Origin of the sequence: Actinoplanes sp. NBRC 103695, assembly GCF_030269485.1 — a bacterium.
Classification (GTDB): Bacteria; Actinomycetota; Actinomycetes; order Mycobacteriales; family Micromonosporaceae; genus Actinoplanes.
The window spans coordinates 256,806-269,030 of record NZ_BSTL01000009.1 but is presented as its reverse complement, the minus strand read 5'-3'; the positions used below and the strand labels follow the sequence as shown (position 1 = coordinate 269,030).

At 70.2% G+C, this 12,225-nt stretch carries 13 protein-coding genes; 5 read left to right on the top strand and 8 right to left on the bottom strand.

Going from position 1 to position 12,225, the window contains the following annotated elements; genetic code table 11:
• Position 1: 1 nt before the first annotated feature.
• Together QSK31_RS18315 and QSK31_RS18310 are read right to left on the bottom strand one after the other, a co-directional pair.
• Positions 2-646, bottom strand: coding sequence for a class F sortase (locus tag QSK31_RS18315; protein WP_285685328.1), 645 nt, complete (start codon positions 644-646; stop codon positions 2-4).
• Positions 643-1,467, bottom strand: a complete 825-nt coding sequence (locus QSK31_RS18310; protein WP_285685327.1) for a DUF4397 domain-containing protein — start codon at positions 1,465-1,467, stop codon at positions 643-645. Before QSK31_RS18310 ends, QSK31_RS18315 begins: the two co-directional genes overlap by 4 nt.
• A 143-nt stretch (positions 1,468-1,610) precedes the next feature.
• Here QSK31_RS18310 and QSK31_RS18305 point away from each other — a divergent pair, with 143 nt between their 5' ends.
• The gene (locus QSK31_RS18305; protein WP_285685326.1) at positions 1,611-2,189 is read left to right on the top strand and encodes an RNA polymerase sigma factor; all 579 of its coding nucleotides are present in this window, start codon (positions 1,611-1,613) and stop codon (positions 2,187-2,189) included.
• Positions 2,143-2,850, top strand: a complete 708-nt coding sequence (locus QSK31_RS18300) for an anti-sigma factor (RefSeq protein WP_285685325.1) — start codon at positions 2,143-2,145, stop codon at positions 2,848-2,850. The genes QSK31_RS18305 and QSK31_RS18300 overlap by 47 nt, the downstream gene beginning before the upstream one ends.
• Positions 2,851-3,046: 196 nt before the next feature.
• On the opposite strand, the gene QSK31_RS18295 is transcribed toward QSK31_RS18300, so the two are convergent.
• Positions 3,047-3,484: an ATP-binding protein gene (locus QSK31_RS18295; RefSeq protein WP_285685324.1), complete on the bottom strand. Its 438-nt coding sequence runs from the start codon at positions 3,482-3,484 to the stop codon at positions 3,047-3,049.
• 108 nt (positions 3,485-3,592) lie between these two features.
• Between QSK31_RS18295 and QSK31_RS18290 the strand changes: the two genes are divergently transcribed.
• Positions 3,593-4,579: an SEC-C domain-containing protein gene (locus QSK31_RS18290; RefSeq protein WP_285685323.1), complete on the top strand. Its 987-nt coding sequence runs from the start codon at positions 3,593-3,595 to the stop codon at positions 4,577-4,579.
• A 406-nt stretch (positions 4,580-4,985) separates the two neighbouring features.
• On the opposite strand, the gene QSK31_RS18285 is transcribed toward QSK31_RS18290, so the two are convergent.
• Entirely contained in the window at positions 4,986-5,495 is a 510-nt protein-coding gene (locus QSK31_RS18285) for a GrpB family protein (RefSeq protein WP_285685322.1), read from the bottom strand.
• Between the two features lie 175 nt (positions 5,496-5,670).
• Here QSK31_RS18285 and QSK31_RS18280 point away from each other — a divergent pair, with 175 nt between their 5' ends.
• Entirely contained in the window at positions 5,671-5,895 is a 225-nt protein-coding gene (locus QSK31_RS18280; protein WP_285685321.1) for a hypothetical protein, read from the top strand.
• 241 nt (positions 5,896-6,136) lie between these two features.
• On the opposite strand, the gene QSK31_RS18275 is transcribed toward QSK31_RS18280, so the two are convergent.
• Positions 6,137-7,657, bottom strand: a complete 1,521-nt coding sequence (locus QSK31_RS18275) for an alkaline phosphatase D family protein (RefSeq protein WP_285685320.1) — start codon at positions 7,655-7,657, stop codon at positions 6,137-6,139.
• A gap of 165 nt (positions 7,658-7,822) precedes the next feature.
• Here QSK31_RS18275 and QSK31_RS18270 point away from each other — a divergent pair, with 165 nt between their 5' ends.
• Entirely contained in the window at positions 7,823-8,203 is a 381-nt protein-coding gene (locus tag QSK31_RS18270; RefSeq protein WP_285685318.1) for a VOC family protein, read from the top strand.
• Positions 8,204-8,284: 81 nt separating this feature from the next.
• On the opposite strand, the gene QSK31_RS18265 is transcribed toward QSK31_RS18270, so the two are convergent.
• The 3 genes from QSK31_RS18265 to QSK31_RS18255 all read right to left on the bottom strand — a co-directional run bounded on the left by QSK31_RS18265 (position 8,285) and on the right by QSK31_RS18255 (position 12,039).
• Positions 8,285-10,459: an RICIN domain-containing protein gene (locus tag QSK31_RS18265; protein ID WP_285685317.1), complete on the bottom strand. Its 2,175-nt coding sequence runs from the start codon at positions 10,457-10,459 to the stop codon at positions 8,285-8,287.
• Positions 10,460-10,596: 137 nt separating this feature from the next.
• Positions 10,597-11,319, bottom strand: a complete 723-nt coding sequence (locus tag QSK31_RS18260; protein WP_285685316.1) for a carbon-nitrogen hydrolase family protein — start codon at positions 11,317-11,319, stop codon at positions 10,597-10,599.
• A 9-nt stretch (positions 11,320-11,328) separates the two neighbouring features.
• The gene (locus QSK31_RS18255; RefSeq protein ID WP_285685315.1) at positions 11,329-12,039 is read right to left on the bottom strand and encodes a class I SAM-dependent methyltransferase; all 711 of its coding nucleotides are present in this window, start codon (positions 12,037-12,039) and stop codon (positions 11,329-11,331) included.
• Positions 12,040-12,225: the final 186 nt, after the last annotated feature.

Genomic DNA, 12,225 nt, shown 5'->3' with positions numbered 1-12,225 from the left:
CTTACGAAACCGGCGCCGCCGTCACCACCACGTTGTCCCGGTAGTGACGCGTCTTCGGATCGAACGGCCCCCCGCACGTGATCAACGTCAGCCGCGGATCGCCGTCCCGCGCGAAGAACTTCCGCAGCGGGATCGCCGTCTTGCGGTACCGCTCGCGCGCCACCACCTCAAAGACGCGGGTCTTCCCGCCGGGACCGGTCAGCATGACCTCGTCGCCCGCCTCGAGCTCGCCCAGCCGGAAGAACGCGCCCTTGCCCTCGGCCGCGCTGTCCACGTGGCCGGCGACGACGATCGAGCCGGCCGCCGCCGAGAAGCCCGGCCCGAACCGGTACCAGCCGACCTGATCGACACTCGGCGGCACCGCGAAATCGCCGGTCTTCGCGTCGATCCCGACCGCGTCCACGGTCGCGTTCAGCTTCAGCGCCGGAACCGCCAGCCGGGTGGGTGAGTCGTCGGCTGCCGTTGCCGTCGGGAGCTTGCCGTCCTGGATGGGCACTGACGGCTCCGCTGGCGCCGCGGAGACCGGCGAGGTGCCCGCCGGGGACTCGAAGTCCCCGGCAGGCCGAGCCTGGCAAGCTGCCACCCCGAACGATGCGGTGAGTACCGCGCCGACGGCCAGCAGAACCAGGCCACCTCGTCGGCTCATCGGCGGCCGGTCGCCAGCCGTGCGAAGCCCAGCATGGCCAGCAGAATGCCGGCGATGCCGACGCCGTACCAGGGCAGCGAGAGCCCACGGTCGGCGAGACCACCGGTGCCACTGGGCACGCCGCCCGGCGCCGAGTGCAGCCCGGTGATGGTCTGCGACACGATGTCGAGCGTCTTGTCCTCGGCCGAGCCCACCGCGTACACGATCGTCGCGGTGCCCTCCTTCAGATCCAGGTCCGCCGGGCCGAGCACCCGGGTGTCGGAACCGGCCAGCACGACGTCGGCGGAGACTGTACCCGCGTCGAGGTCTGCCTTGGCCTCCTTGGGGTTGGTCAGGTCCTCGAAGACCGGCTTGCCACCGGCACGCACGTCGACCGCCGGCGCCGCCGCGGTGTGCCGCACGACCAGCCGGGTCTTGCCCGCACCGAGCTTGGCGGTGTCGTTGACGAACGGGGTCAGCACCGGCTTGCCGTCCGCGCTCAGGTGGGCGACCAGGCTGATGTTCGCGCCGCCGGGCACCTCGGCGTTGTCGACGGTCAGCAGCGCGTCGGCGATGGGATCGCCCGGCTTGGTGAGCGCGATGTCGTACTCGCCCGCCGGCAGGCTGAGCGGTCCGGCGACCTTCCCGGGCTGAAAGTCCGGCAGGGTCTTCTTGCCGTTGACGTAGACGTCCACCGGCTGCCCGGGGATGCCGTGCACGACGGACACACGCGCGTTGGCCTTGGCGGACGCCGGACCGGTCAGGAACGCGCCCGCCGCGCCGAACGCGATCAGGGCCGCCGCGCCGACAGTTGCCGCTCGGCGAAGTTGGGAAACACGCATCGGAACTCCCTCTGTTGGGTACGCCCTGGTCTTCGTCGTGACCGTCGGCGGCGGATGCGGTCGAGAGTGTGAGAAATTCACTGCATCCATCGCCGACCCGCCGAGCGAATGACGGGGAGAACCGCTGCTCGGGAGGGAGGTCGATGATTTCCGACGACGAACTCGCCGAGCGCCTGCGCGCCGGTGACGAGAAGGCGCTGCGGACGGCGTACGAGAGACACGGCGCCGCCGTGCTCTACCTGGCGCAGCGCCTGCTGAGCAACCGGGCCGACGCCGAGGACGTCACGCAGCTGACGTTCGTGGCCGCATGGGCCGGGCGGGACACGTTCGACCCGCAGCGCGGCACGATGCTGGCCTGGCTGCTCGGGATCGCCCGGCGGAAAGCGATCGACCGGATCCGGTCGGCGGTCCGCGACGACCGGGTCACCGCGACCGTCCGCGCCCAGGTGGCCCCGCCGGAGGAGCCGGAGCGCCCGGAGCGGATAGTCGACCGGCTGGTGGTCGCCGACGAGCTGGGCCGGCTGCCCGCCGAGCAGCGGCGCACGCTGGAACTGGCGTTCTTCGACGATCTGACGCATCCACAGATAGCGGCCGTCACCGGGCTCCCGCTCGGCACGGTCAAGAGCCACATTCGCCGAGGGCTGGCGAACCTGCGACGTCGTTGGGAGGTGGACGGTGCAGCATTTGGATCCCGATCGGCTGGTGCTTCTCGCGCTCTCTGAGGAGACCGAGGGGCCCGGCGAGTCCGGTCACCTGAACGAGTGCGCGGTCTGCCGGCACGAGCTCGACGCGTTGCGTACCGTCGCCGACCTGGGCGCGGAGAGCGAGGACCTGCGCGACCTCCCGGCGCCGCCGGAGCACATCTGGCGACGCGTCGAGGACGGCATCTCCGGCGAAACCCCGGCCGCCGCACCCCTCGAGCGGTCGGTGCGGACCCGCCGGACGCGGTCGCGCTGGCTGACGCCGGTGCTCGCCGCGACGGCCGCCGCGATTCTCGCGGTCGCCGGCACGGTCACGGTCGACCGGTTCGTGCGACGCGCCCCGGCCGAGACGGTGACAGCGCGGGCCACCCTGGCGCCCCTGCCGAGGGTGCCGGGCGCCGCGGCCGGCAGCGTCCAGGTGCTGTCCGACGGAGCGATGCGCATCGACGTGCGGAACCTGCCGCTGACCACCGGCTTCCACGAGGTGTGGCTGATCGACCCGGACGACCCCACGAAGATGGTCGCGCTCGGGAACCTGCCCGACCGGCCGGTAACGGTGCTGCCGGTGCCGCCCGGCATCGACATGAACCGGTACCGCCTCGTCGACGTCAGCGACGAGCCGCACGACGGCGACGCCGCGCACTCCGGGCGCAGCCTGCTCCGCGGAACGCTGACCTACTAGGCCGGGGTTCGAAACCGGGCCAGGCCGCATCCGTCGCGGGCTTCGCGCGCGCGAAGTACGGGTGGTGGCGACGAAGCCACCACCCGTACCAGGAAAGGAAGCACGACGCGCCTTCCAGAGGCTCGTCGCCGACCCGCAGAACACCAGGCGGTTGCCGAGCGAGCAGGCGGCGCTCACCGTCGCCGTCTCCGAGGTCTCAGCTCTCGGCGTCGATGGGGAAGACCGCCCAGATGTGCTTGGTGTCGTGGGTGGCGTACCAGCCGACCTCGAGCGCGAAAGCCTGAGCCAGGTGCAGACCGCGGCCGCCCGCGTTGATCGGCCGGGTCTCGGCCAGCTCCGGGAAAGCCGTCAGATCGTGGTCGGCGACGTCCAGGACGAACTGGTCCCCGGTGCGCAGCAGCCGGATCCGAGTCGGTGGGTGACCGTGCTTGATCGCGTTGGTCGCTAGCTCCGTGACGACCAGAACCATCCGCTCCGGGATGCCGTCCAGCTCACTGTTCATGACCGACGCGTGCGTGTTCAGCGCCTCCACCAGGCCCGCGCGCAGGCCCTTGAGCTGGGCGGGGGTCTCCAGGGTCCAGGCGTTCAGCTCCTCCGCGTCCGGCGGGGGCGGCGAGGTGCTCAGTCCGTTCACCGCAGCACTATGCCCGCAGTCCTCCGTTCTCACTCCCCTACCGCCGCGCCGCCACAAGTGAGACCCAGATCAACAGCTATCGCGTACGAGTCGCAGTAGCGTGGCAACGTGCCGTTGAAGGATGAATTGACCAGCGCAGACCTCACTGAGATCCGGCAGTCCGCACTCGGGGCCGCCGATCCGCTCGGCCTCGCGGCCGAGCTCGCCGACGCCGCGGAGGCCGGGCGGCTCGCCGACAAGGACGACGCCGGGTACGCCCTGGCGCTCGCCGCCGAAATCGCCGAGAGCCGCTCGAAACTCGACGCGGCCCTGAAATACGTGGAACGGGCGCTCGACGCGTACGCGACGCGGGACGACAGCCAGGTCGCCGCCGCCCGGGCGTTGCGCGCACGGATCCTGTTCCGGTCCGGCCGCGGCGACGAGGCGATGGCCGACCTCGAACCCCTGCGCGCGCTGCTCACGCAATACCCGGACGCCGCGGCGTACCTCACCGCCGCCCTGGCCGCCGGCGGGCGCAACCGGGTCGCCGAGGAGTGGCTGTCCGAGGCAGTACAGACCGCGCTCGCCGAGCGCAGCGGCACCGCCGAGCCGGCCACCGCCGACGACGCGGGCGTGCTCTTCTTCCTGCTCCAGCAACGGCACCGTATCCGGCACGTCCTCGGCATGCCGCACGACACCCACGACAACCTGGCCGAGCGGCTCGAGTCCCGGCTGGCCCGCCCCGCCGCCGCACCCGCCGAGGAGCTGCTGTTCTGGCCGCGGGCCGAGTTCGACAGCCTGCTGACGAAATGGCCCGCGCTGTCCGAGCCGTACGGCGACACCTGGGACGAGCACCGCGCCCGCCTGGAGCACGAGCTCACCCGGCTGGCCGCCGCCGGGCGCACCGGCCTGACCCTGCCCACCGGCTCGGTCGCCGGGCTGACCGGGTACGTCGGGGCGGACGGCGACCCGGCCGACCCGGAGACGCGGGCCGGCTACGCACGCCAGGTCGCCCTGGTCCCCGCCAAGGTCACCTGGCCGCCGGAGCGGAACGGGGCGTGCTGGTGCGGGTCCGGCAACAAGTACAAGAAGTGCTGCTTGCCCCGGGGGAGATGACCTTGAGCTGAGGGCTGGGTTGCGGGGCTGCCGCTGGGGCTGCTGAGCTGAGGTGGGCTGGGCTGGTTGCATGCGGCTGCTGAGCTGGCTGGTCGTCGCTTCGCTCCTCCGGGCATTTCGCCCCGGGGAGCTGACGACTTGGCCACGAAAAAGCACCTCGGCTTCGCCTGGCACTTTTTCGTGGCCAAGTCGTCAGCGGGCGAAATGCGGGTGGTTGCGCTAGACAAACACCCCGGGCGGGTCGTTGCTCTGGACGAGCACACGGGCGGGGGCTGCGCTAGACAACCACACCGGACGGGTTGTTGCTCTGGACTACACGGGCGGGGGCTGCCCTACACGACCGCACCGGACGGGTTGTTGCTCTGGACCACATGGGTGGGTGGGTGGGATGGGGCCTGCGCTGCTGTCAGGTCATGTTTTGCTGGTCGCTTTGGGCGGGTCTTGTTTTGCCTGCCAGCTTGTCGAAGAAGGCTGACTTGCGAAGCTCGTACTCCCTCGGGTCGTTGCGGTGGCGGAGTTTGAGCTCGTTGTAGGCGTCGACCAGGGCGGGGTCGGCAGCAAGGCGGCGCCAAGTCCTTGTGAAACGCACGTCGTGCTCGGAGCCGATCGGCGTTGCCGCCACTCCGGTCGGCAGGGCCGCCTTGACGGCGAACGTTGCCAAAGTCGGCTGCCAGATCTCCGGCAGCACCACGTCGTAGATCTCGGTCAGCGCGGCCACGGCGTCTGGGAACGCGCTCTCCGGCACGCGCAGGTGGAGATCCACGTCGCCCTTCGTCAGGGCGCCCGCCACCGAGCTGCCGCCGACGAGCACCAGCTCGTGCTCCGCCGTGAGGACCCCGGCCAGCCGGCGCCTCTCCCGCGCCAGGATGGTGGTCGCGGCGTCGAGCAGATCGGCGGCGCGGCGAAGCTCGGTCATCGGCCGATGCTAGGTCGTGTCGCCGGCCCGGGATACCCGTGCCCGGGGCAGAGGTTCAGCTCGGTCCGGGACACCCGGACCGGGGACAGAGGGTTTAGCTCGGCCGGGAACGGCTAAGTCGGTGTCTTGTCGCCGGGCGAACTCGGCGGCGTCCCGATCGAAAGGTGCGCAACCCATGCCGATCTCCGTGAACCTTGATGCCGTGCTGGACAAGGCGTACGAGTCGAGCTCCCCGAAGGAGCTCGCTGACGCCCCGGTCTCCGCACTCTCCGGGGTCAGCGAGGCGGACGGTGAGGCGCTGCTCAAGGCGTTCAACATCAAGACCATCAGCGACCTCGCCGACAACAAGTACATCAAGGCCGCCCAGGCGATCGCCGAGCTCAGCCGGATCGCCAAGTAGAACCCCAGGCGGGAGCGATCGCCGCCGGTGACTCGGCCACGAAAAACGACGGCCGCGGGGTTTGCAGCCGTCGTTTTTCGTGGCCGAGTCACCGGTTACAAGGCGATCGCCCGCGGAGCGAAGCGGAGCAACTAGCACAGTGACCACTCCCGCACGTGGAGCGAAGCGACCCTCGGCGTGAGCAGCGGTCCGCACCACCCACCCACCTACGACATCGGTTTTACGTTCTTGAAGTGGATTTTCAAGATGCCGCCGTGACGGATGCGATGCCGGGGCGGCCGTTCTCGACGACGAACTCGGCGGCCGTGCGCACCGGTGCGACCTCCGCCCACACCGTGTCCACCAGGCGGAGGCTGCTCAGCGTGCGTGATCTGTCCACATCGCACACCACGTAGCCGCGCTGGTTGTCGATGTAGCGCCAGTGCGGGCTCTCCGCCATGATCGGGTCGTAGGTGCGGTGGAACGCGGCCACGTCGGGATCCCCGCCGGACGTGATGGACGTGCCGGTGATCTCGGCGCCGACCACCGGGGTGGACGGGTCGTCGAAGTCGGTACGCAGGTCACAGGCCCAGGTGCAGTGGCGGTCGCCGGTCAGCACGATCGGGTTGGCCACCTGGCCGGAGCCGAAGTGGTCGAGCAACCGGCGGCGCTGCACCCGGTAGCCGTCCCAGTTGTCCAGGTCGAACGTCTGCGCCGGGCCGGCCGTGCGGTCGTTCTGCGCCCACATCACCTGGTTGGCGAGCAGGTTCCAGCGGCTGCCGGAGTTGCGCAGACCGTTGACCAGCCACCGTTCCTGCTCGGGCCCGGTCATGGTGAGCGCCGGGTCGAGCGCGGCCTCGCGGGTGGCCGGCTGGTCGCTGCGGTACTGCCGGGTGTCCAGCACGTGCATGGTGGCCAGGTCGCCGAAGCGGAACCGCCGGTACACCTGCATGTCCAGCCCGCGCGGCAGGGAGGAGCGGCGCATCGGCATGTGCTCGTAGTACGCCTGGAACGCGGCGACGCGCCGGGCCCGGAACGCCGCGGGCGTCTGCAGGTCGGGGTCCTGCGGGATCTCGTCCGCCCAGTTGTTGTCGACCTCGTGGTCGTCGAAGGTCACGATCCACGGGAACGCGGCGTGCGCGGCCCGCAGGTGCGGGTCCGTCTTGTACTGGGCGTGGCGGTTGCGGTACTGCGCCAGGTCGAGAGGCTCGCCGGTGCCCTCGTGGGTGCGGCGGGCGTTCGGGTTGGGCGCGCTCTCGTAGATGTAGTCGCCGAGGAACGCGACGAACGCCAGGTCCTCCTCGGCCAGGTGGGCGTACGCGCTGTAGAAGCCGGCCTGGTAGTCCTGGCAGGACGCGAACGCGAAGCGCAGGTTCTGCGGGCGGCCGGTCTCGGCCGGGGCGGTGCGGGTGCGGCCCACCGGCGAGATCTGGGCGCCGGCCTTGAAGCGGTAGTAGTAGAGGTGGCCGGGCCGCAATCCGCGGACGTCCACGTGCACCGAGTGCGCGAGATCGGCGGTGGCCTGCTTGGCGCCGGACGCGACCACCCGCCGGAACCGCTCGTCGGTGGCCACCTCCCAGTGCACCGGCACGGCCACATCGGGCATGCCGGTTTCCGGCGCCAGGCGGGTCCAGATGACGACGGCGCCCGGCAGCGGATCACCGGATGCGACGCCGAGCCGGAACAGACCGTCGGGCAGCCGCGGCGCGTCGAGGCGGATGAGCATCGGCCCGGCCGCGATCGCGGTGGCCCCGGAGACGAACGTGCGTCGACTCATAGTCATGCCTCGATGCGACGCCCGCCCGGTTACCGCCGCCTGACACCACGAAGACCCAGGATCAAAATCATGCGGTCGTAGCGGGGTGGGTGGTACAGACCGTCGCTCACGCCGAGGGTCGCTTCGCTCCACGTGCGTAAATGGTCGCGCTCCCTTGGGTACCGTGGTCACATGACCAGTCGCATAGCCACGATCGCCATCGACGCGGTGGATGTGGAACTCGTCGCCGGCTTCTGGATGTCGGTGCTGGGGTGGCGGGTCGTCGAGCAGGACGCCGAGGTGACGAGCATCGGCCCGCCCGGCGCCACCTGGCCGACGATCGACGTGTGCAAGGTCCCCGAGCGCAAGACGACCGCGAAGAACCGCCTGCACCTCGACCTCCGCGCCGACGGCAGCACCGCCGCCGAGGAGGTCGAGCGCCTGATCGCGGCGGGCGCCCGCCCGGTCGACGTCGGCCAGCCGGCCGACGCCTCCTGGGTGGTGCTCGCCGACCCGGAGGGCAACGAGTTCTGCATCCTGGCCCGCTCGGTCCAGGACGTGACAGCACCCTGACCCTGACGCGCACGGCTGGGTGTGCAGTGGCAGCCGAGGGCGGTATCCGCGGCGCGAACACCGCCCTGAGCTACCGCTTCGTCAGGGTCCGGAGACCAGGGGCTCCTCGGTGTGGCCCGCGCGGGCCGCGGCGCCGAGGTTGTTGATCACGTGGGAGATCGTGCCGGTGCCGCCGAGCGACACGGTGATCATGTTGCGGAATCGGATGCCGGGCTTGACCGGTGTCTCGAACGCCCGGGCGTTGACGACGGACGAGTTCGTGCTGAAGAAGCAGTAGCTGCCCAGGCCCCACGCCTCGTGGGTGGTGACCGAGTCGGCGACCTTGTACGCCGCCCAGCCCTGCGTGCTGCCGTTCATGTAGGCGGCCTGGTTCGGCGGGTCGTACGGCATCTCGTTCTGGTAGAAGTACGTCCGGCCGCGGTCACCGTTCCAGATCGTCTGATACTGCTGGTAATGCTCGACGAAGAGGCCGTAGAAGGTCACGTCGTTGCCGTTGACGATCAGGCCGTTGCGGCCGGTGTTGACGTTCCAGCCGACCGTGTTGGGGTTGCCGTGGTCGGCCCGCCAGATCCAAGCGTGGTCGCCGATCACGTTGTTGCTGTTGATCTGCATGCTGATCGACGCCTTGCCGGCCACCGAGCCGCCGACCCGGACGAAGACGTCGGAGAGCACGGTCGGGTTCGCGGCGTGGTTGGCGGTGGAGCCCGTCGGGCCGACCTGCAGCAGGATGTTCGAGTTGGTGGTGCCCGCGTCGAACAGCACACCTGCCAGCCGGACCCCGTCCACGTCGGCGATGTGCATGGCGTCCACGCCGTTGTCCGGCATGAAGGTGGCCAGGCCCAGACCGAGGATGACGGTGTTGGCCCGGGTCACGTTGAGCGTCTGGTTGAGGTGGTAGACGCCGGGGGTGACCAGCAGGTTCTTGCCCGCCGCCAGGGCCGCGTTGATGGTCGTGGCGGTGTCGCCGGCCTTGACGACGTAGAACGTGCTGATCGGCAGCGACGACCCGGCCGGGTTGCCGCCGGCCCAGCTCGTGCCGACCGCGTTGGTACGCAGGGCGGGCACGAAGACCTGGTACAGCCCGGTGCTGTCGACGTAGAGGTACGGCTTCTCGGCGACGACCGGCGACTGGGCGACGTTGGTGTACTTCGGGTTCGGGAACGTGTTGCCCGGGGCGCCCTGGTCACCGACGAAGACCGCGTTCCAGTTGCTGTTGACGTAGCCCGCCATCTGCGAGTTGCGGAAGATGAACTGCTGCTGCGAGCCGTTGTCGATCTGACCGTCCACCTTGGTGTCGGCCATGAATCCGCCGGACGACCAGCCGCCGTCGGAGAGCGCGAGCCGGCCGCGCAGGTGCATGCGACGGTACGGAGCCGCCTGCGACACCGCCCAGCGGTCCTGCCCGTCGGGCGGGGTGACCGACAGGCCCTCGGCGGCACGCCAGAAGTTCTGCGTCGCGTTCTGCGAGCCGTCGTGCCACCAGTCGGCCTCCACGTGCACGTGGCCGTTGATGTTCACCTGGTCGGGGGTGAGACCGAGGCCGGCGACCTGGGTGAAGAAGCCGACGTTGGCGTCCACGTTGTAGCTGCCCGGCTTGAACAGCAACGCGTACCGCGCGTTGCCGAACTGGTTCTCCACCTGCTGGTTGAACACCTGGTTGAGCCGGTTCTGGATGGTCGCCTGGGACATCGACGGGTCGAACACGGAGACGTTCGGGCCGAGGTCGGGGTTGTTCGGGTTGTCCGGCGGGGTGTCGGGCGGCGGGGTGGTCCCGCCGCCGGAGGACGTCCACTTCTGGTTTGCCGCACCGGAGCAGTCCCAGATCTGCAACTTGGCTCCGTTGGCGAGGTTGTTGTCCTTGATGTCGAGGCACTTGTTCGCCGCGACGTTGATCAGGTCCTTGCCGGCGGTCAGCGTCCACTTCTGGGTGGCGACCGTGTCGAAGCAGTCCCACAGGTGCACGACGGCGCCGTTGGCGGTGGAGTTGTTCGCCAGGTCCAGGCACTTGCCGCGGGCCTGGAGCGTGCCGTTGTCGGCGAACGTCCACACCTGGTTCTGGTTGCCGCTGGTGCAGTCCCACATCTGGGGCTGGTTGCCGTTGGCGGTGGATCCGTCGGTGACGTCGAGGCATTTGCTGTTGACGGAGCTGACGAGCGTGCCGGAGGACGCGGCGGACGCGCTGGTGATGCCGAGGAGGCCGACGGCGCCGACGACGACGCTCATCACCGCCCCGGCGAGGATTTTCCGGGAAGCCATGATGTGATCTCCGGAGGGGGATGGGGATGAGGGGAACCGGAAGGTAGGTTTACAGTTACGCGGTCCGGGTCGCCCGGTCAAGACCTCCCCACGGTTCCGGAACAAGAGAGCGTTCTCCGAGACGAAACCGGTTCCGGCTATCGACGGACAGTGATGTCGAAGATCACCATGCCGGCTTCCCCGGCCGGCACCTGGGCAACCACTTCACCCGCCGGATTCATCACGCAGGTGGGGCCCAGGCCGACCCTGAGGTCGCCGCGTTCGCCCGTGACGTCGGCCGAGACGAGCCACATGCCGGTCTCCCGGGCACGCCGCGCCCGGATCTCGTTGTGGCGGTGCTGCCACCGATGGGCGTTCGCCCGCCGCATCATGTTCTGCGCCGCCACCAGCAACACCTGCCCGCCGTTGGCGGCGACCCCGGCCGCCGCCTCCGGAAACTGGGCGTCGTAACAGATGTTCACCCCGAAACGCGTGCCCGCACACTCGAAGACCGGGTAATCATCACCGGCGTCGAACACCCGCTCCCCCTCGACCAGGAACGTCTTGCGGTACCGCCCCACCACGCGCCCACCGGCGACGACGACCGCGGTGTTGTAGTACGCCGCACCGGCCCGCTCGATCATCCCGAGCACCAGCATCGGCCGGACCGGGGCCAGCCGCTCCAGCACCGCCGCGAACTCCGGCGACCCGAGGTCGAACGCCTGCTCCCGAACATGCTGCTCGGTGACCAGATAGCCCTGCAGGAAGCACTCCGGAAAGAGCAGCAGATCGACCGGGGCCCGCGCGTGGTCCAGGACGACGCGCAGGGCCGCGTCCACGTCCCCGAGGATCTCCGGTGTCTGACACGCGCCGACCCGCATACCGGCACGCTATTGCACGGCGCGGCGGGCCACCACGAACAGCCGGTCCGGCGTACGGCGACCGACTCCCCCGCCGACCTCGACGTCACGCAGCCCGTGCCGCCGCAACGTGGAGGTCAGTTCGTCCGTCGACCACGGCCGCATCGTGAAGTCGTAGGTGGACACCTGCCCGCCCAGGTCGTAGCGCTCCTCGACCCGCAGCAGCCCGTCGTCCCAGGTGGTACGCGCGGAGAACCGGAGCCGGCCTCCGACGAGGTGCCGCCACGTACCGTCGGCTCTCACCCGGGACGCCTCCGCCTCCCGCACGTCCAGGAACAGCAACCCGTCCGGGCGCAGGCAACCGGCCAGCGCCGCGATCACCGCGTCCCGGTCCTCGTCGGTGACCAGGTCGTTGAGGACACCCCGGCAGGTCACCGCGTCGTACTCCGGCGCCGGATCCAGCGTGCGAAGGTCGACGTGCCGCACGGTCGCTTCCGGGCACCGCTGCCGGGCCTGGGACAACAGCTCCGCGGACGCGTCCGCCAGGTCGACCCGGTGACCGTCGGCGATGAGCGCGGCGGCGTGCCGGCCCGTGCCACAGCCGGCGTCCAGCATCACGGCCGTCTGCAGTCCCGCCCGGACGAGCCGCTCGTGCACGGCATCGGTCCACGGCTCGACCGGATCGGTGATCAGCAGGTCGTAGGCGTCGGCATGCAGCGCATAGAACGGCCGGGACACCATGGAACGGGAGTTTAGGGGGCGGGGGGCCCGGGACAAGGCCCCCCGCAGGGAAGGGACGGCAGGCGCAGAAGCGCCTACTGGTCGTGCGGGACAGCGAGAGGAACCGATCGGCGCCCGGGACAAGGCAGCCGGACCGGCGGGCGACCCCTCAGCGTCACGACCGTCATCCGTTCTGCAGTAAGAAAC